General features: G+C 71.3%; 18 protein-coding genes and 1 pseudogene. 5 read left to right on the plus strand and 14 right to left on the minus strand.

The features are described 5' to 3' along the window. The 5 genes from RIF65_RS07815 to RIF65_RS07835 all read right to left on the minus strand — a co-directional run bounded on the left by RIF65_RS07815 (window position 1) and on the right by RIF65_RS07835 (window position 5,527). Window positions 1-993, minus strand: coding sequence for an alpha/beta hydrolase (locus tag RIF65_RS07815; RefSeq protein WP_309066760.1), 993 nt, complete (start codon window positions 991-993; stop codon window positions 1-3). 60 nt (window positions 994-1,053) lie between these two features. Then, complete coding sequence (locus tag RIF65_RS07820; RefSeq protein WP_309066759.1) at window positions 1,054-2,427, minus strand: FAD-dependent oxidoreductase; 1,374 nt, start codon at window positions 2,425-2,427, stop codon at window positions 1,054-1,056. A gap of 13 nt (window positions 2,428-2,440) precedes the next feature. Then, window positions 2,441-3,502 (minus strand): polyprenyl synthetase family protein, encoded by a 1,062-nt coding sequence (locus RIF65_RS07825; RefSeq protein ID WP_309066758.1) that lies wholly within the window; start codon window positions 3,500-3,502, stop codon window positions 2,441-2,443. Between the two features lie 58 nt (window positions 3,503-3,560). Continuing rightward, entirely contained in the window at window positions 3,561-4,838 is a 1,278-nt protein-coding gene (locus RIF65_RS07830) for an isochorismate synthase (protein WP_309066757.1), read from the minus strand. 83 nt (window positions 4,839-4,921) lie between these two features. Then, on the minus strand, window positions 4,922-5,527 hold the full coding sequence (locus RIF65_RS07835) for a hypothetical protein (protein WP_309066756.1): 606 nt from the start codon (window positions 5,525-5,527) through the stop codon (window positions 4,922-4,924). A 55-nt stretch (window positions 5,528-5,582) separates the two neighbouring features. Here RIF65_RS07835 and ubiE point away from each other — a divergent pair, with 55 nt between their 5' ends. Then, on the plus strand, window positions 5,583-6,305 hold the full coding sequence (ubiE, locus tag RIF65_RS07840; protein WP_309066755.1) for a bifunctional demethylmenaquinone methyltransferase/2-methoxy-6-polyprenyl-1,4-benzoquinol methylase UbiE: 723 nt from the start codon (window positions 5,583-5,585) through the stop codon (window positions 6,303-6,305). A gap of 16 nt (window positions 6,306-6,321) precedes the next feature. Here the strand turns inward: ubiE and RIF65_RS07845 are convergent, their stop codons facing one another. The 4 genes and pseudogenes from RIF65_RS07845 to RIF65_RS07860 form a co-directional block, all read right to left on the minus strand. Then, window positions 6,322-7,176: a polyphosphate kinase 2 family protein gene (locus RIF65_RS07845; protein WP_309066754.1), complete on the minus strand. Its 855-nt coding sequence runs from the start codon at window positions 7,174-7,176 to the stop codon at window positions 6,322-6,324. Window positions 7,177-7,194: 18 nt separating this feature from the next. Further along, window positions 7,195-8,907 carry a 2-succinyl-5-enolpyruvyl-6-hydroxy-3-cyclohexene-1-carboxylic-acid synthase gene (gene menD, locus RIF65_RS07850; RefSeq protein WP_309066753.1) on the minus strand — a complete coding sequence of 571 codons (1,713 nt, stop codon included), beginning with the start codon at window positions 8,905-8,907 and terminating at the stop codon, window positions 7,195-7,197. Then, window positions 8,904-9,242, minus strand: a complete 339-nt coding sequence (locus RIF65_RS07855; RefSeq protein WP_309066752.1) for a PLD nuclease N-terminal domain-containing protein — start codon at window positions 9,240-9,242, stop codon at window positions 8,904-8,906. The genes menD and RIF65_RS07855 overlap by 4 nt, the downstream gene beginning before the upstream one ends. Window positions 9,243-9,297: 55 nt before the next feature. Further along, window positions 9,298-9,370 (minus strand): annotated as a pseudogene (locus tag RIF65_RS07860). 145 nt (window positions 9,371-9,515) lie between these two features. Here RIF65_RS07860 and RIF65_RS07865 point away from each other — a divergent pair. Continuing rightward, window positions 9,516-9,776 (plus strand): DUF4229 domain-containing protein, encoded by a 261-nt coding sequence (locus RIF65_RS07865; protein WP_309066751.1) that lies wholly within the window; start codon window positions 9,516-9,518, stop codon window positions 9,774-9,776. A gap of 3 nt (window positions 9,777-9,779) precedes the next feature. Here RIF65_RS07865 and RIF65_RS07870 read toward each other — a convergent pair whose 3' ends face one another. The 3 genes from RIF65_RS07870 to RIF65_RS07880 all read right to left on the minus strand — a co-directional run bounded on the left by RIF65_RS07870 (window position 9,780) and on the right by RIF65_RS07880 (window position 12,192). After that, window positions 9,780-10,577, minus strand: a complete 798-nt coding sequence (locus RIF65_RS07870) for a protein phosphatase 2C domain-containing protein (protein ID WP_309066750.1) — start codon at window positions 10,575-10,577, stop codon at window positions 9,780-9,782. A 3-nt stretch (window positions 10,578-10,580) separates the two neighbouring features. Continuing rightward, window positions 10,581-11,561: a 1,4-dihydroxy-2-naphthoate polyprenyltransferase gene (locus tag RIF65_RS07875; protein ID WP_309066749.1), complete on the minus strand. Its 981-nt coding sequence runs from the start codon at window positions 11,559-11,561 to the stop codon at window positions 10,581-10,583. A 178-nt stretch (window positions 11,562-11,739) separates the two neighbouring features. Next, a complete protein-coding gene (locus RIF65_RS07880) occupies window positions 11,740-12,192 on the minus strand; it encodes an Lrp/AsnC family transcriptional regulator (RefSeq protein ID WP_309066748.1) in 453 nt (150 codons plus the stop codon). A 71-nt stretch (window positions 12,193-12,263) separates the two neighbouring features. Between RIF65_RS07880 and RIF65_RS07885 the strand changes: the two genes are divergently transcribed. Then, window positions 12,264-13,691 carry a DUF6421 family protein gene (locus RIF65_RS07885; RefSeq protein WP_309066747.1) on the plus strand — a complete coding sequence of 476 codons (1,428 nt, stop codon included), beginning with the start codon at window positions 12,264-12,266 and terminating at the stop codon, window positions 13,689-13,691. After that, window positions 13,684-14,331, plus strand: a complete 648-nt coding sequence (locus RIF65_RS07890; RefSeq protein ID WP_309066746.1) for an SDR family oxidoreductase — start codon at window positions 13,684-13,686, stop codon at window positions 14,329-14,331. The genes RIF65_RS07885 and RIF65_RS07890 overlap by 8 nt, the downstream gene beginning before the upstream one ends. A 22-nt stretch (window positions 14,332-14,353) precedes the next feature. Here the strand turns inward: RIF65_RS07890 and RIF65_RS07895 are convergent, their stop codons facing one another. Together RIF65_RS07895 and RIF65_RS07900 are read right to left on the minus strand one after the other, a co-directional pair. Continuing rightward, a complete protein-coding gene (locus RIF65_RS07895; protein WP_309066745.1) occupies window positions 14,354-14,956 on the minus strand; it encodes a GNAT family N-acetyltransferase in 603 nt (200 codons plus the stop codon). After that, on the minus strand, window positions 14,949-16,484 hold the full coding sequence (locus RIF65_RS07900) for an MFS transporter (protein WP_309066778.1): 1,536 nt from the start codon (window positions 16,482-16,484) through the stop codon (window positions 14,949-14,951). Before RIF65_RS07900 ends, RIF65_RS07895 begins: the two co-directional genes overlap by 8 nt. Window positions 16,485-16,587: 103 nt before the next feature. Here RIF65_RS07900 and RIF65_RS07905 point away from each other — a divergent pair, with 103 nt between their 5' ends. Further along, the gene (locus tag RIF65_RS07905; protein WP_309066744.1) at window positions 16,588-17,655 is read left to right on the plus strand and encodes a threonine aldolase family protein; all 1,068 of its coding nucleotides are present in this window, start codon (window positions 16,588-16,590) and stop codon (window positions 17,653-17,655) included. The last annotated feature ends 102 nt before the right edge of the window (window positions 17,656-17,757 follow it).

Here is a 17,757-nt window from a genome sequence, read left to right on the forward strand (position 1 = left end):
TCAGCTGCCGGTGAGCGTCGCCCGCCATCCGGCGACCCAGCGTGCCAGCCGGGCGTAGGCGTCCTCGCGCGCGTCGTGCGCCGACAGGAACACGTCGTGCAGAGCGCCGTCGATGCGTTCGACGGTGACGGATGAGCCGAGCTTCAGCGCGGCACGGGCGATGTCATCGACGAGCAGCACGCTGTCGGCACGGGTGAGCTCGTCGGACCAACGGCTGGGGATCGCGGATCGCGCCGAGAGCAGCACGCAGACGGGTGCGTCGATGCCCACGCCCCGGGACACGGCAGCATGCCCGGCGAGCACGGCGTTCAGCCACGCCGCGTGCACGGCCATCGTCTGCTCGGGACGCCACTCCAGGTTCACGTCCACCGGGTCGTCCGGATCGGCGACCTCCAGCTGCGCGCGCGTGTAGAACCCGAGGTCGACCTGCGGCGCTATGTCGCGCGGCCACAGCTTGGCGTGCAGCCCCACCATGGGCGCGACCGCCGTCCGCGCGATCTGGAACTCCAGCCACGGCGAGTTCAGGATCACGGCATCCGCTTCGCCGGGGTGCCGGGACGCCCACAGGCTCAGGATCAGGCCACCGGTGGAGTGGCCGAGGAGCACGAGGCGGCGCCCTCCGGCATCCCCTCGCGCATCGAGTGCGGCGGCGATGTCGTCGTCGTACGTGCTCAGGTCGGTGATGAACCCGGGTGTCTGCCCCGGACGCAGGCTGCGGCCGTACTTGCGCAGGTCGAGGGCGAAGAACCGCGCGCCGCGGGAGGTCCAGAAACGGGCGAGCCGGGTCTGGAAGAAGTAGTCCGACCAGCCGTGCACGTAGAGCACGTCCACGCCTGCCAGGGGCCGGTCGTCCTGCCCGAACCACCACCACGGCGCGGACTGCGGCAGGGCGCGGACGACGGTCGCGACCACCTCGCCCTCCGCGTCGTCACCCAGCCAGAGCGTCTGCTGCTGGAACTCGCCGCCGAGGATGTCGGCAACCCACTCCCCCATGGCGCCACCCTATCGCGGGCCGTTCGACAAGCTCAGGGACCCACCACCGCGAGCCCCGGGTCACTCTCCGCGGGAGATGCGGACCATGTCCTCGCGGGGGACGACCTTGATCCGCGCGCGCTCCTGCGGGGCGCCGAGCGCGATCTCGTGCTCGTCGAGGCGGTGCCATCCGTCGAGATCGGTCCAGCGCACGCCGCGCGACTCGAGCAGGGCCGGGATCGCGGCCTCCGACGGGTCGACCGGCTGCCACCAGGAGCCCTGGTCGTTGATCAGGTGACGCACCGTCTCCATGGCATCCGACTTGGTGTGGCCGATGAGACCGACCGGGCCGCGCTTGATCCAGCCGGTCGCGTACACGCCGGGCACGCGCTGGTTCGACTTCGCCTCGAGCACCTGACCCTCACGGTTCGGGATCACGCCGTGCTTCTTGTCGAACGGCACACCGGGCAGCGGCGACCCGAAGTAGCCGACCGCGCGGTACAGCGCCTGCATCGGCACCTCGCGCATCTCGCCGGTGCCGATGATGCCGCCGGCGCCGTCGGACTTGGTGCGTTCGTAGACCAGCGCTGCGACGCGACCGTTCTCGTCGGTCTTCACCTCGACGGGGCGGGCCCAGAAATGCAGGTGCAGCCGCCGCGACGCGGTGCCGCCGGCGTTGTTGACGGAGTCCCGCTTGCGCCAGGACTGCAGGATCCTATCGATCACCATGACCTGCTTGTTGCTGGCCACGGCGTCGCGGGATGCCTCGTCGTAGTCGAAGTCCTCGTCGTAGACGACCATGTCGACGTCGCGCAGCTCGCCGAGCTCGCGCAACTCGAGCGGGGTGAACTTCACCTGCGCCGGGCCGCGACGGCCGAACACGTGCACGTCGGTCACCTTGCTGGCCTTCAGGCCCTGATACACGTTGTCGGGCACTTCGGTGACGAGCAGGTCCTCGGCGTGCTTGGCCAGCATCCGCGACACGTCGAGCGCGACGTTGCCGTTGCCGATGACGCCGACGGATGCCGCGTCGAGCGGCCACTCGCGCGGGACGTCGGGGTGCCCGTCGAACCAGCTGACATAGTCGGCGGCGCCGTACGAGGCGACCGCCTCGATGCCGGGGATGTTCAGGTCTGCATCACGGATCGCGCCGGTGGCGAAGATCACCGCGTGATAGTGGTGCTTGAGATCGTCGAGGGTGATGTCCTCGCCGAAGCGGACGTTGCCGAAGATGCGGATGTCGCCGCGGTCGAGCACGTCGCGCAGAGCCGTGATGATGCCCTTGATACGAGGGTGGTCGGGCGCGACCCCGTAGCGGACGAGCCCATACGGCGCGGGAAGCTGTTCGAACAGGTCGATCGAGACGTCGAACTTGCGCTCCGCCTTGAGCAGGATGTCGGCGGCGTAGATGCCTGCCGGTCCCGCCCCGACGATGGCCAGCCGGAGCTTGGTCATGGGGTTCCTTCCGTCAGCTGCTGCGATCAGCGAGTGTCTCTGCGAACCGGGTCAGCGCGTCGCGCACCGGGCCCTTGGGCAGCGGCTCGAGCGCGGCGATCGCGTCCGCGGTCCAGGCGTGGGCGAGGTCCATGGTGCGCCGCGTCGCGGCGTGGTCGCGCAGTTCGGCGAGCGGGCCGTCGAGGATCGCGGGATCCTCGCCCTCGGCGATGCGCGCCACGCCGTCGTCGATGCGCTGCGCGAGCTCGGCGTCACCGGCATCCGTCCCCGCCCCGAGAAGGAGCGACGGCATCGTCGGCACGCCCGCGCGCAGGTCGGTCCCTGGCACCTTGCCGGTCTCGCCCGGGTCGGCGGAGAGGTCGATCACGTCGTCGAGCAGCTGGAACGCCACCCCGACCTTCTCCCCGTACACGCGCATCGGCTCCTCGTACTCGACCGGCGCGTTCGAGAAGATCACTCCGCCCTGCGTGGCGGCGGCGATCAGCGATCCGGTCTTGTCGGCGAGCACCTGGATGTAGAACTCGATCGGGTCGTCACCCGGCTGCGGACCGACGGTCTCGTGCATCTGACCGAGCACGAGCCGCTCGAAGGTGTCGGCCTGCAGGCGGATCGCCCTGTCGCCGTAGCGGGACATGATCTGGCTCGCCCGCGAGAACAGGATGTCGCCGGTGAGGATCGCCACGCTGTTGCCCCACACCGCGTGGGCCGCGGGGACGCCGCGGCGCTTGTCCGCACCGTCCATCACGTCGTCGTGGTACAGCGAGCCGAGGTGGGTGAGCTCGAGCGCCTTCGCGATGTCGATGACCGCCGGGATGTTGCCCTCGCCCAGCTGCGCGGTGAGCAGCGCGAGCACCGGACGGATCCGCTTGCCGCCCGCCTCGTACAGGTAGCGGCTGGCGGCGTCGGCCACCGAGTCGGCGACCTTCAGGTCGTCCGCCAGGCCCGTCTCGACGAGGTCGAGGCCGTCTTCGACCGCTTTCGCGACACGGCGCGCCGCCGGGCCGAGGAAGACGCGGTCGCTGAAGCCGAGTCGGCTCGCAAGTCGCGTGCCCGGGGCGGCGGGGCTCGAAGTCACGTCATCAAGCCTACCCGCGCGCGGCCTCGGCGAAGTCCTCCGCGGTGCACGCGCGGGCTCAGGCCAGGGCGTCGACGAGTGGGCGGAACTTCACCCGCGTCTCTAGCAGCTCCGACTCGGGGTCGCTGCCGGCGACGATGCCCGCGCCGGCGTACGCGGTGACGCGTCGCGCGCCGGAGTCGTCCGCCGCGTCGGCGAACTGCGCGCAACGCAGCGCGATGGCCCACTCGCCGTCTCCGGCGGCGTCCACCCAGCCGACCGGACCGGCGTAACGGCCGCGGTCGAACGGCTCCAGCCGCCGGATCGCCGCCACGGCGGCCGGCGTCGGGGTGCCGGCCACGGCGGCGGTGGGGTGCAGGGCGCCGACCAGATCGAGAGCGGATGCCGCGTCGCTGAGCTCCCCCTCGACGTCGGTGGCCAGGTGGAACAGGTTCGGCAGCTTCAGCAGGAAGGGCTGCTCGCTCGCGGCGAGCGCCCGGGTGTGCGGGCGGAGCGCGGCGAGTACGCTCTGCACGGCGTACTCGTGCTCGTCGAGGTCCTTCACGCTCGCGGCGAGCGCTGCGGACGCGGCCGTGTCGCCGTCGGGGTCCGCGCCGCGTGCGGTCGTGCCCGCCAGCACCCGCGCGGTGACGGTGCGCTCGTGCACGGTGGCGAGGGTCTCGGGGCTCGCGCCGATGAGCCCGTCCACGGCGAAGGTCCAGGTGTCGGGATAGCCGGTCGCCAGGGCGCGCACCAGCCGCCGCAGGTCGGCGTCGGCGGGTACCGTGCCGGTGAGGTCGCGGGCGAGCACGACCTTGCTCAGTCTGCCGGCGGCGATCTCGTCGAGTGCGTCGCGCACCCGCTCCTGGTAGCTCTGCGGCGTCTGCGCGCCGGGGCCCACGCGGCCGGCCCAGTGCGATCCGTACGGCGCGGGCTCGACGAGGCGGGCGCCGTCGGCCGCTTCCTCGGCGGTGCGGATGCGGGTGATCCAGCCTCGGCCGCCGCGCCGGCCGACGACCGTCGACGGCACGACCAGGATGCTGTCGGCCGCGGAGTCCTCGTCGAAGGTCGACGCGCCGAACGCCACCAACCCGGTGCCGGGCAGACCGACGGGATCGTCGATCTCGGCATCCGCGGTCAGCTCCCGCCAGGCCGTCGCCAGGGCCGCAGCGCGCGACCCGGCCGCAGCCGCCTCGCCGGCGCCGACGCGGATCACGACCGGTGCCCCGGATCCGGCGGCGACGATGCCGTCGCCGCGGCGCAGCCAGGCGAGCGGTCGGTCTGCGGAGGTGTGCGCCAGCAGATCCTCGACGGGGTCGATCTCGCGGGTCTGCGCGATCAGACGGGGGCGGCTCACCGCTCCAGCCTATCCGCCGGCGGCTCCTCCCCGGCGCGGAGCGAGGGCAGCCGCACGGTCGGTGATCCGCGCACGGGAAGCGGTCAGCGACCGGGGTCGCGGTCGAGGCCGAGCGCCTCCAGCGCGTCCAGCCACACGTCGCCGGTCGCCGCGTCGAAGGGCGGCACCTGCGCGCGCACCCGGTGCTCCAGGTCGAGTGCGAGCGCCTCCAGATGTGCGATCACATCGGCCGGGTAGCGGTACTGCACCAGGTGCTCGGCCCACTCGTCGCGATCGTCCACCCAGGTGCCCCGCTCGCCGTCGACGCGCACCACGTCCAGATCCATGTCGATGCCGGTCGCGTGCACCGGGAGTTCGGTCTCGACGGCATCCGCATCGGGTCCCCAGCGCACGTCCCAGCCGAGGTCGATGTAGATCCGCACGCCCTTCGGGTGCCGCCGGTTGACCGTGAGGGCGAAGTCGGCAGCGCCGGTCTCCGCGGACGGATGCGGGATGAGCGTGACGTTCGGGCCTTCGGCGGTGAACTCGCGGCCGGGGCGTCTGCTCCGCCAGCCGACGGGCTGGCCCACCCAGTCGCCCCACTGGTCCGCTCCCAGGTAGACGCCCTCGTTGGCCCAGTGCGGTGAGCCGTCCCACTTGCGCCAGCGGAAGGTCATCGGGGTGCCCGGTTCGGGACGGTGCGCGCTCACCCGGCGAGTCTACGGCCCAGCATCCGCCCCGCCCCGCGCGATCTAGACTCGAGGCATGACCGCGTCTGAGCCGAACCGCGCCGACCTCGGCAAGGACCCGTCGCGCGTGAGCGGCATGTTCGACCAGGTCGCGCCGGGGTACGACCGCACCAACACCGTCATGACGTTCGGGAACGACGCGTTCTGGCGGGCCGCGACGACCCGCGCGGTCGCCCCGAAACGCGGCGAGCGCATCCTCGACCTCGCCGCCGGCACCGGATCGTCGTCGGCCTCGCTCGCGGCGAGCGGCGCGGACGTCGTCGCCGCCGACTTCTCCCCCGGGATGCTGGCCGATGGCCGGCGCCGGCACGGGCACCTGCCGAACATCACGTTCGTCGAGGCGGACGCGATGAACCTGCCGTTCGGAGACGCCGAGTTCGACGCGGTGACGATGTCGTACGGGCTGCGCAACGTGCAGGATCCGAAGAAGGCGCTGCGGGAGCTGTACCGGGTCACCAAGCCCGGCGGGAGGATCGTGATCAACGAGTTCTCCACCCCGCCGGGTGCGCTGTTCCGGGCGTTCTTCCGGTTCTACAACGGGCAGGTGCTGCCTCGGATCGCCCGCGTCGCCGGTACGAACGGCGACGCGTACGACTACCTGAACGAGTCCATCCGCGACTGGCCGGACCAGCGCACGCTCGCCGGCTGGTTGCGCGAGGCCGGCTGGACCGACGTCGCCTACCGCAACCTCAGCTTCGGCATCGTCGCGCTGCACCGCGGGCGCAAGCCGTCCGCCTGACAGGGGCCGGGCGCTCTCACGACGCCGCGAGGCGCTTCTTCTCGGCTTCGACGTCGAAGTCGGCGGCGGGCCACCGCGGGTCGATGTCCTCGAGCGCGGCGATGAGCAGTTCCTGAACGACGAGCCGCGCGTACCACTTGCTGTTCGCCGGCACCACGTACCAGGGCGCGTCGGGGGTCGCCGTCCGCTCGATCGCGGTCTGGTAGGCCGCCATGTAGTCGGGCCACCGGAGCCGTTCGTCGACGTCGCCGGGGTTGTACTTCCAGTGCTTGTCCGGTCGTTCGAGGCGCTCCATGAGGCGCTTCTTCTGCTCGTCCGGCGAGATGTGCAGCATCACCTTGATCAGACGGATGCCGGACGCGACGACCGTCCGCTCGAACTCGACGATCGCGTCGTAACGCCGTTCGATCTCGCTCGCGTCGGTGAGCGCGTGGACGCGGGCGATCAGCACGTCCTCGTAGTGGGACCGGTCGAAGACGCCGATGAAGCCCGGGCGCGGCAGCCGCTTCTCGATCCGCCACAGGAAGTCGTGCGCGCGCTCCTCGGCGGTGGGCGCCTTGAACGCGGCGAGCTCGATGCCCTGCGGGTCGACGCCGCCGACGACGTGCCGGATGATGCCGCCCTTGCCGGCCGTGTCCATGGCCTGCAGCACCAGCAGCACGCCGTCCTCGGCCTCCCCGGCTCGACTCTCGGCGTACAGCCGCTCCTGCAGGTCGCTCAGCACCTTGCGGCGCGAGGCGAGCTCGGCCTTGCCCGTCGCCTTGTCGCCCTCGAAACCCGGGGTCGCGTCGGCGTCGACGTCGTCCAGGCGGAACCCTGCGTCGACGCGCAGCGTGGCGGTGGGAAGCGCGGTCCAGACCGGGATGCTCATCCGACCAGCATGCCCCGCTCAACGCTCCAGCGGAACCTCGATGATCTGCGGTCGGGTGACGGCCGTGGTGAGGGCCTGGTCGAGCGCCGAACGGGTGGTGACCAGGGCGAACTCCCAGCCGTACGCGGCGGCCACCTGACTCAGGTCGACCGTCTGCGGAGTGTAGAACGCGCGGTCGAGGTCACCCGAAGGGGCGGATCCCGCCACCTCGAGGCCGTCGAAGATCGTGCCGCCGCCGTCGTTGCCGACGATGACCTGCAGGCGCGGTGTGGGTTCGTCGCCGGGGATCAGCAGAGCTCCGACGTCGTGCAGGAAGGCGAGGTCGCCGAGCAGCACGCGGGTGACCCCGGGTGCGCCGTCGGCCTGGCTGGCCTGCGCGATGCCGATCGCCGTCGCGATCGTGCCGTCGATGCCGGCGAGGCCGCGGTTGGCGTGCACGGGCACCTTCTTGCCACCCAGCACCTGATCGGCGACGCGCACCAGCCGCGACGAGCCGAACACGAGCCGATCGTGCGGCCAGGTGGCGCGCCAGACCGCGTCCGCGAGCAGCGCGCGATCGAGCCGCCGCCGCACGGCCTCGAGCTCGGCACGCACCGCGCCGAGCCGGGCATTCTTGTCATCGGAGTAGAGGCCGGCCTGGTCCGGGGCGGGCGGGCTGAGATCGACGGCGGCCGCCGCGGATGCCGTCATCCACGCGCCCAGCCAGTCGCGATCCGCCGGTCCGGGTTCGACGGCGACGGCCGGGACGGGGCGCGAGCGCCCGTTCAGGTCGAGCGCCTCGCCGCCGGCGCGCACCGCGACGACCTCCACGTCGACGCGCGCGAGCAGAGCGGCCGCCTCGCGGCTGAGGGTGGGGTGCCCGAACACGACCACCCGCTCGATCCGTCCGCCGAGCTCGGGCTCGCGCAGCAGCTGACGGTAGCCGTGCACGAGCAGCCGACCGTACCGCGACCCGCTGACCACCTCGGCGATCAGCGGCCAGCCGCCGTCGTACGACAGCGCCTCCGCCGCCGGCCCCGCATCGGCGCCCGCGACGACCACGGTGCGCGGTCCGCGCGTGAGCACCACCGGGGCAGGAGAGTGCAACGCGGGGGCGGCGCCCGGCTGGGCGTGGACCGTCGACGTTCCGGACAGCGGCTCTCGCATCGGCAGGTTCAGGTGCACCGGGCCCGGGACCCCGGCAATCCCGTCGCCTTCCAGGCCGAGGGCGGCGTGCACGGCGCGGACGCCCAGTCCGGTCCAGGTTCCCGGCGCGGCCGCGCCAGGGTGGGCCGCAGGGCCGGTCGAAGGGCCCGCCTCCACGGGCGCCGGCACGTCGGCATCCGCTTCCATCCGCACGAACGAGCGGAAGAGGCCGGGCTGGATCGTCGCCTGATTCGCGCCGACCCCGCGCAGCTCCGGCGGGCGGTCGGCGGTGAGCAGCAGCAGCGGGATGCCGGCGTGGAACGCCTCCATCACGGCGGGGAGCAGGTTGCCCGCGGCGGTGCCCGACGTGCAGACCACGGCGACGGGCACGCGGGTCTCGCGGGCGAGGCCGAGTGCGGTGAAACCGGCGACCCGCTCATCGATGCGGACGTGCACGCGCAGCATCCCGTCACGGGCGAGCGCGGTCGCGGCGAGCGCCAGCGCCTGCGAGCGGGAGCCGGGGGCGAGCACGAGGTCGCGCACGCCGTTCGCGATGAGCTCGCCGAGGAGGGCTGCGGCCTGGTCGCTGGCCGGGGATGCCGTCACGGGCGAGGGTCCGAGCCGTCGGACTCGTCCTCGAGGCGCGCGAGCTCCTCCTCGAGGCGGCGGATCCGCTCGTCCTGCTCGGTGCGGTTCAGCCCGCGGAGGAACTCGGGGTCGTCGTCCGGCGCGATCAGCGGTGCGTCGCCGTGGTCGGCCCGACGCCGGCCGATGGCGAACCACAGGATGCCGCCGATGACGGGAAGGAGCACGACGATCGCCACCCACAGCGCCTTGGACACGCCACGGTGCCGCGCCGCCGGCTGCACAGCGCAGTCGACGATGCTGAAGATCCAGAACGCGGCGGCCAGGAACCCGCCGACGATCAGCACTCGGGCCATGCTTCCAGTGTAGGTCCGCGGGGGCGCGGCGGGTCCGGAGCGGACTGCGGATCGGACGCGACGGCGGGAATCGAACCCGCAGCGCCGTCAGGTATGAGCTGAGGCCCGGGACCACCCGGAACGCCGCGATGGGTTCGACGCTACCCACCGGGTGGGACACGGGGGTCGGAGGTTGCAGAGCGTGACGTCTGGTTTCCGCGAATGACGAGTGCACGACCTTCGCCGCTGCGCCCACCCAGCCGACGCTTATCCTCACCGACCTAGACTGGACGGGTGAAGCTGCCGCCCCTCCTCGTGTACACCGTGCTGCGGCTGCTGGCCTTCCTCGTCCCGCTCGGGATCCTGTGGCTCTTCCCGATCTTCCGGGAGTACTGGTGGCTGGCGGCGCTGTTCGCGGCGCTGATCGGCATGAGCATCTCGCTGCTCTTCCTGCGCGCCCCACTCTCGGACGTGTCGCGTCAGCTGCACGAGAAGCGCGCTGCCCGCACCGCGGGCCCCAGCGATGAGGACGTCGAGGACGGCCGCGAGGCCTGAGCCTCAGAAGCTCGCCACCGCGAGCGTGATGTCGTCATGCCTCTTCGTGAGGCGGAGATCGGTGCCGCCCTCCGCAGCGCGGATCGCCGCGGCGATCTCGTCGAGCAGACGAGCGGATGCCAGCCGCGCGAACTCCTCGATCGAGTGCGCGCCCAGCAGCTGGAACCCGCGGGTGCCGCCGTCGGAGGCGGCGACGATGGCCGCCAGGTCCGTGAGGGCGGTGCGTCCGGTGAGGGCGTGCTGCGCGGCATCCGGGTCGGTGTGGCAGCACCAGAACCCGCCCGCGGTGTTGCGCGCGGCGTCGAGGGCGGCGAATCGGGCCGCGGCGATCTGCTCGTCGGTGTGCGGACCGTCTCCCAGGATGTAGGCGGCCCCGCGTTGCGCCGCCGCGTCGACGCGGGCGTCGGTGATCTCGCGAGCCGTGCCGTCGCGGGCGATCAGCACGATCGACGCGTCGCACAGCACGAGGTGCTCGACCTCGTCGCCGGTGAGCCGCCAGGCCGCGACCGTGGCGCTGGGGGAACCTGCGTCGAGGTCGCAGGTGTGCGCATGCGCGGCGGTGACGTGCGCGATGGTGTCGGCGAGCGCATCGCTCATGGCCGTGCCGGCATCCTCGAGGCGTTCGCGGAACGCTTCGGCCAGGACGCGGGCGTACCAGGCGACCGAGTGACGGCATCCGCTCCGCATCGCCTTCGGCAGGCCGGCGCCGTCCACGACCACGACGACCCCGTCGCCGACGGCGAGCGCGTCCTCGCTCTCGAGGCCGGCACGGGCCGGCAGGGAGAAGGACGCGACCTCCACGTGTCAGCCGACCAGCGCCCAGTAGACGAACGCGGCGTAGCCGAGGGCTGTCAGCGAGGTGAGTCCCAGCGCGATCACGAGTTCGCGCGGCTGCCGGTAGGTCCACACGATGAGGATGGCCGGGATGCCGGCGAGCAGCGCCAGCAGCGACATCCACGCGATCGGGTAGAGCAGCGCGAACCACACCGCGAACACGAACGGCACGATGACGAACAGGGTGAAGAGCAGCTGCGTGGCCCGCTTGCCGATCAGCACGGTCAGGGTGCGCTTACCGACCGCGCGGTCCTGGTCGATGTCGCGCAGGTTGTTGGCGAGCAGCACCGCGCACGCGAAGAGTCCCGCGGCGACGGCGCCGAGCCAGGCCTCCAGCGGCAGCGCGAACGCCTGCACCCAGGTGGTGCCGAGCGTGGCGACGAGTCCGAAGAACACGAACACGAACACCTCGCCGAGGGCGTTGTACCCGTACGGCCGTTTGCCGCCGGTGTAGAACCAGGCGGCGACGATGCACGTGGCGCCGACCGCCAGCATCCACCACTGCTGGGTGCGGACGACGATGGCCAACCCTGCCAACGCGGCGAGCGCGAAGAAGGCCAGCGCGACGATCAGGACCCGTTTGGCCGGGACCCGGCCCGAGGCGGTGAGGCGGGCGGGGCCGACCCGGTCGGCGTCGGTGCCGCGGATGCCGTCACTGTAGTCGTTGGCGAAGTTCACGCCGATCTGCAGCAGCACGGCGACGGCGAGGCAGGCCAGTGCGATGACCCAGTGCAGGTTGCGATCGACCACCTGCGCCGCGCCGGTGCCGAGCACCACGGGAGCGACGGCCAGGGGGAGCGTGCGCAGCCGCGCGGCGCCGATCCAGTCCTTCGCGGTGACCGGCTCGCGGGTCGTGGTGGTCGGGCGCTTCGCCGGGTTGCCTACCGGTCGCCGGGATGCGCTTCCGCCGCTGCGCCGCTTCGCCTTCTTCTGCTTCGAGGATGCTGCCACGCAGGCATCCTAGCGAGCGCGGCGATGAGGGATCCGGCGGGTGGCGGCGGGGCGCAGCGTGCGGCGGCGGGCGCAGCATGGGAGCCGAAGTCCGGTGGGAACGCCCCGGAACCTGCCTTCGGCTCCCACGACACGCGGACGCCTGGAAGCGGGCGCGCGGATGCCAGGCGGCTGAGCGCTACTTCCCCACGGGGATGATCGGGCGGTGCTCGTAGTAGGTCTGCAGCACGACCGTGGTGCGAGTGCTGACGTTCGCAGCGAGACGGATGTCGCGCACCAGTTCCTCGAGGGCGCGCGGCGACGGCACCCGCACGAACAGCATGTAGCTCGCGTTCCCGGCGATGGAGTGGCAGGCTTCGATCGCCTCCAGATGCTCCAGCAGTTCCGGGGCATTGTCGGGCTGCGCCGGGTCCAGCGGGGTGATCTCGATGAACGCGGACAGCGGCGTCCCCACCTGCTCGGGGTCGAGCATCGCCCGGTACCCCGCGATGACGCCGCGCGTCTCCAGCCGCTTGAGGCGGGACTGCACGGCCGACACCGAAAGGCCGACGGCCTCGGACAGCTGCGCGAGCGTGGCCCGCCCGTCGCGGGAGAGCGCGGTGAGGATGGCGCGGTCGACAGAATCGTCCATGCATGGAATAATATCGGATACATCCACTGAACGCCGGAAATTTTCCGCTTACCTCACGATCGGAGGGTCCGATGTCCATCATCACCAGCAACCAGGCCATCATCGGCGAGCCCGAGGTCGTCGAGGACGCCTCCACCGCTGAGAACTCCGCCGCCTGGGCGCAGCTCAAGGCTGCGGCGATCGCGATCCGCGAACTGCAGGTGAAGGACGGCTCGATCCCTGACGCCGAGCATCACGACAGGGCTCGTGAGCTCGTTGCCGCGATCACCTCCGGCATCCGCGCCCTGGCCCCCGCCTTCCCGCACGACGCCGAGTACCTCACCGCGTCGATCGCCGATTTCGACCGCTGGGCCGCCGAGGGCTTCGGCGTTCCGGACTTCCTCGACTCGCTGGTGGCGTTCCAGCCGCAGCAGCACCGCATCGACGGCATCCGACACCTCGTCGTGTTCCCGATGTACACCCAGAACGGCTCCAGCGACCGTCTCGTCGAGGCGCTGATCGTCGAGACGATCTGGCCGGAGTTCATCGCGGCGCTCGAAGCCGGCGACTACGGCAACAAGCTGTTCGTCTCGCTGCGCCTGGTGGACTTCACGCCCGGCTACGACACCAACTCGGCGGTGCTGTTCCCCGAGACCGTGGCGATGCGCGAGATCCCATCGTTCACCTGGGGCGCGATCTTCCAGGACCGCGAGGCTGCGCGCTACCGTCGCGTCGTCCGAGCGGCATCCGAGATCACCAACCTGGAGCTGCCCGAGCGCGCCGCCGCGATGCTCGACGACCAGAAGCTCGCCGAGCGTGCGTTCGTGATGTGGGACATCATCCACGACCGCACCCACATGCGCGGCGACCTGCCGTTCGACCCGTTCATGATCAAGCAGCGGATGCCGTTCTTCCTGTACTCCCTCGAGGAGATGCGCTGCGACATGACCGCGTTCCGCGAGTCGGTGAAGATCCAGCGCGCGCTGACCGCACGCGTCGAGGCGGGTGAGGAGCTCACCCCGGCCGAGCAGGAGATGCTCGAGCACGCGCCTCTCGTGCAGTACGCCGTGATCTTCGACCGGATCTTCCGCTTCGCGATCACCGGCAACCGCGTCCGCAACTACGACGCGGTCGGCGGTCAGCTGCTGTTCGCGTGGCTGCACCAGCGCGGCGTGCTGCACTGGACCGACACCGCCCTCGCGTTCGACTGGGAGAACGTGCCCGACGCGGTCGTCGCCCTCGGCGACGCGATCGACGACCTGTACTGGCACTCGATCGACCGCCCGAAGGTGGCGCACTGGCTCGCGGCCTACGACCTGGTGCGCAGCGTCCTGACCCCGCACCCCGCCTCGAAGTGGGCGCGCGGCCTGAGCGACGAGATCCTCGCGGGCGCCCCGAAGGGGTACACCGACGCGGTCATGGACGACGAGTTCCCGCTGTCGATGTTCTTCGAGACCCTCGACAAGAAGATGAAGCCGGTCATCGAGTCGACCGTCGGCATCCGCGGCACCGATGACTGACAGCCGTCTCGCCGGTCGCACCGTCGTCCTCGCCGGGGCGACGAGCGCGGCCGGCCTGGCGACGACCCGCGCGCTGGTTGCGGCCGGCGCGCGGGTCGTCGCGACAGGACGTTCCTACGAGCGGCTCGCGCCGCTGACGGATGCCGGCGCGCAGACCGAAGTCGCGGATGCGACCTCACTCGCCGAGATGTCCGCCCTCGCCGAGCGCCTCGGCGCCGTCGACGGCGTACTCCCCCTGGTCGGCGGGTGGCGCGGCGGTGGGGGCCTGGCCGGGCAGACCGACGAGGACTTCGCCGCGCTGCTGCCGGCGCTCCAGGCGGTCCGCGCCACGAGCAGGGCCTTCGACGCGGCGCTGAAGGCAGCGGATGCCGGACGCTTCGCGATCGTCTCCTCGACCACCGTGGAGCGACCGCTCGCGGGCGGCGCGAACTACACCGCCGTGAAGGCGGCCAGCGAGGCGTGGGCCCGCGCCGTCGCGCAGGGCTTCGCGAAGGCCGCGCGCGATGCCGGTGAGCCGCTGCGCGCGGCATCCGTCGTGCTGCGGGTCAAGGCGCTCGACCCCGACGCGCTCGCCGCCGCCGTGGTCTCGCTGTGGGACACGGATGCCGGAGAGCTGAACGACCGGGTGATCACCCTCTGACCACTAGGGCGCCGACCACCCGTCAGAGTTCCAGCCGCATGACGACCCGGCGCACGGTCGGGCGGCTCACCTCGGTGAACCCGGCCGCCGCGAACGGGCCGACGGCGCCCACGTTCATCTCACCCCAGGTGACCTTGGCGCCTCCCGTGAGCATGGGATAGCCCTCGATCGCACGGGCGCCGCGGGAGCGCGCATGCTCGACCGCGCCGGCGATGAGCGGGTAGCTCAGACCGCGCCCGCGGAATCCCGGCCTGACGATGAGGCACGGGATGGCCCACACCGCGTCGTCGTCCTTGTCCTCCGAGCGCCCCAGCCACGGCACCGGCGACCCGCGCAGCCGGGCGTACACGCTGCGGCGGTCGACCGCGCACCAGCCGACCGGTTCGTCGTCGAGGTAGGCGACGACGCCGATGGTGTCCTCGGTGCGCGGATCGTCGCACCCGAGCTCGTTGCGGAACAGGGCCGCGCGCTCTTCCTCGGGCATGTGCCACCAGTCGCCGTCGCCGAGCCGCTGACGTTCGCACTGACAGCGGCGGGCGGTGCCGGTGAGGATCGTCTGCAGATGGTCCCACGGCACGCGGTTCGCCGCGACGACACGCACGCGCGTGTCAATCGCCTCATCCACGGGCGGCGTCGGGGTCGTTCGCGTCGTCGGGCGCCTCAGCACGGCGCGGTTCCGCGAACCCGCCCCGTGCTGTGACCGGGTCGGGCAGGGCGGGTGGAGCCTCCTGCTCCGGTGTTGCAGCGGCTCCGGCATCCGCTCCCCCGCCCTCTTCCGGTGCGGGTTCGGGCGCGCGGGCGTACAGGTCGCTCAACTTCCGGTACGAGCGGGTGAAGAAGGCGAGCACCGCCGCCACGACGATGACGATCCCGGCGAAGAAGCAGATCAGCGCGATGCCCCGCGTCTCACCGCCGCCGAGCAGCCAGCCCCACTGCCGTTGACCCGCCTCGCCCTTCATGTACGGGATGATCAAGAACTCGGCGATCGGAGCGATCAGGAACGCCGTCACGGGAGCTGCGGCCGCCTCCATCGCCGCGGCGACGCCGAACACCCGCCCCTGGCGTTCGAACGGGACGACCCGCTGGATGATCGTCTGCTCCGCCGCCTCGGCCGGCGGGATGAGGGTCATGTACATCCACATACCGACCACGAAGAGCGGCCACCATTCCCGGATCATGAAGAGCGACCCGAGCACACCCATCGCGATCACCACGAACAGCAGGGTGCGCACCGGCTTCTTGCCGAGGCCGAACCTCGCCACCAGTGCGCCGCCGATGAGGAACCCGGTCGACGAGAACGCCAGCGCGAACCCCCACAGCTGCGCGTTGAACAGGGTCAGGCCGTACGGGTCCATCAGCGCCATGTAGACGCCGCCGATGAGGTTGTTGAACGTGGAGAAGATGATCAGCGCGAACAGGCCGGGCGCCAGGCGGATGGCGCGCACGCTGCCGTGGAAGTCGAGGGCGCTGGGGGCGTCGGGGTCGGGCTGCGGCTTGTCCTCGGGGATCCGGATGAACAGCAGATGCGCGAACGTCAGGCCCATCGCCGCGATCGCGATCACCAGCGTCCAGCCCATGCCGAGGAAGCCGATGGACAGGCCGGAGAACACGCTCGTCACCAGGAATGCGATGCCCTGCACGGTGCCGACGAGGCCGTTGGCGTTCGCGTGGCGCTCCTCGGGGATGAGCAGGGTGACGGTCGTGGACAGTGCGATGTTGCGCAGCTGCTCGATCACCCCGCCGAACAGGATGACGCCGGAGAACAGCCAGAACCAGGGGGCACCCAGATCGAGCAGTGCCGATTCCGGCTGCCACAGGTACATGCCTCCGGCGACCGCGAAAGCGCCCGCGGACACCAGGCTCGACAGCAGCATCACGGTGTGCTTGCGATTGCGGTCGACGATCGTGCCGAACACCATCGAGAAGAAGGCGACGAACAGCATGTAGGCGCCGCCGATGATGCCCGTCGCGAGCACCGACTGCGTCTCGATGTACACCCAGAACGTCAGGGCGAACCAGAGGAAGCTGGTCGTCACGTTCGCGATGAGCGTGTTGACCAGGACGTTCGTGAACGCCCGGGTGGCGCGCGGATCACCCGGGATCACCGCGCCCGCATCGGCGCTGTCCGCACGTGGAGAACCAGCTGTGTCCATCACGGATCCGAGCGTAATCACCGCCTCCGACATCCGACAGGGGCACCTCTCGGCAGCCTGTCTGCGGGCGGGCAGCGGCCCTCTCAGGCAATAGGCTTGTTCGGTGAGCGTTCTGCATGACACCGCCGTCCGAGGCTTCGCATCCGACAACTATTCCGGCATCCATCCCGAGGTCCTCGCCGCGATCGCGGCGGCCAACGACGGCCACCAGGTCGCATATGGGGAGGATGTCTACACCGCCCGCCTGCAGGAGGTGTTCCAGCAGCATTTCGGCGAGGGCGTGCAGGCCTTCCCGGTCTTCAACGGCACCGGAGCCAACGTCACCGGCCTGCAGTCGATGCTCCCGCGCTGGGGCGCGGTGATCTCGGCATCCAGCGCCCACATCAACGTCGACGAGGGGGGCGCTCCAGAGCGCATCGGCGGCTTCAAGCTGCTCACCGTCGCGACCGAGGACGGCAAGCTCACCCCGGAGCTGATCGACCAGGAGGCGTGGGGCTGGGGCGACGAGCACCGCGCGCAGCCGCTGGTCGTCTCGATCACCCAGTCGACCGAGCTGGGCACCCTGTACACCGCCGACGAGATCCGTGCGATCGCGGACCACGCGCATGAGCGCGGCATGAAGCTGCACCTCGACGGCGCACGCCTGTCGAACGCGGCCGCGGCCCTCGATCTCCCGCTTCGCGCGTTCACCCGCGACGCCGGCGTCGACGTGCTCAGCTTCGGCGGCACCAAGAACGGCGCCATGCTCGGCGAGGCGATCGTGGTGCTGAACCCCGAGGCGTCCGACGGCCTGATCTACTCCCGCAAGTTCAACATGCAGCTCTCCTCGAAGATGCGCTTCGTGTCGGCGCAGTTGATCGCGCTGCTCGAGGGCGACCTGTGGCTGCGCAACGCGCGGCACGCCAACGCGATGGCGCAGCGACTGCGGGCCTCGATCGAGCGCGGGATCGCCGACGGCAGCATCCGCGGCGTCGCCTTCACGCAGCCGACGCAGTCGAACGGCGTGTTCGCCACGCTGCCCGACGGCGTCGCCGACCGCCTGCGCGAGGCGTTCCGCTTCTACGACTGGGATGCCGCACGCAACGAAGTGCGCTGGATGTGCTCGTTCGACACGCAGGAGTCCGACGTCGACGCATTCGTCGCGGAGCTCTCTCGCCTGACGACCGCCTGAGCCTCGCGGCTGGGGCGCCGACACCCCGACTTACCGCCGACACCCCGCGTTGCACGCATTCGCAACCCGGGGTGTCGGTGCGTAGGCGGGGTGTCAGCGCTC

The sequence above is a fragment of the Microbacterium sp. genome (genome assembly GCF_031180975.1).
Taxonomy (GTDB): Bacteria; Actinomycetota; Actinomycetes; order Actinomycetales; family Microbacteriaceae; genus Microbacterium.

Coding starts and splice junctions, on each gene's coding strand:
- RIF65_RS07815 (WP_309066760.1), bottom strand. CDS start 993: ATGGGGGAGTGGGTTGCCGACATCCTCGGCGGCGAGTTCCAGCAGCAG.
- RIF65_RS07880 (WP_309066748.1), bottom strand. CDS start 12,192: ATGGACGATTCTGTCGACCGCGCCATCCTCACCGCGCTCTCCCGCGAC.
- RIF65_RS07845 (WP_309066754.1), bottom strand. CDS start 7,176: ATGAGCATCCCGGTCTGGACCGCGCTTCCCACCGCCACGCTGCGCGTC.
- RIF65_RS07820 (WP_309066759.1), bottom strand. CDS start 2,427: ATGACCAAGCTCCGGCTGGCCATCGTCGGGGCGGGACCGGCAGGCATC.
- RIF65_RS07900 (WP_309066778.1), bottom strand. CDS start 16,484: ATGGACACAGCTGGTTCTCCACGTGCGGACAGCGCCGATGCGGGCGCG.
- RIF65_RS07890 (WP_309066746.1), top strand. CDS start 13,684: ATGACTGACAGCCGTCTCGCCGGTCGCACCGTCGTCCTCGCCGGGGCG.
- RIF65_RS07855 (WP_309066752.1), bottom strand. CDS start 9,242: ATGGCCCGAGTGCTGATCGTCGGCGGGTTCCTGGCCGCCGCGTTCTGG.
- ubiE (WP_309066755.1), top strand. CDS start 5,583: ATGACCGCGTCTGAGCCGAACCGCGCCGACCTCGGCAAGGACCCGTCG.
- RIF65_RS07885 (WP_309066747.1), top strand. CDS start 12,264: ATGTCCATCATCACCAGCAACCAGGCCATCATCGGCGAGCCCGAGGTC.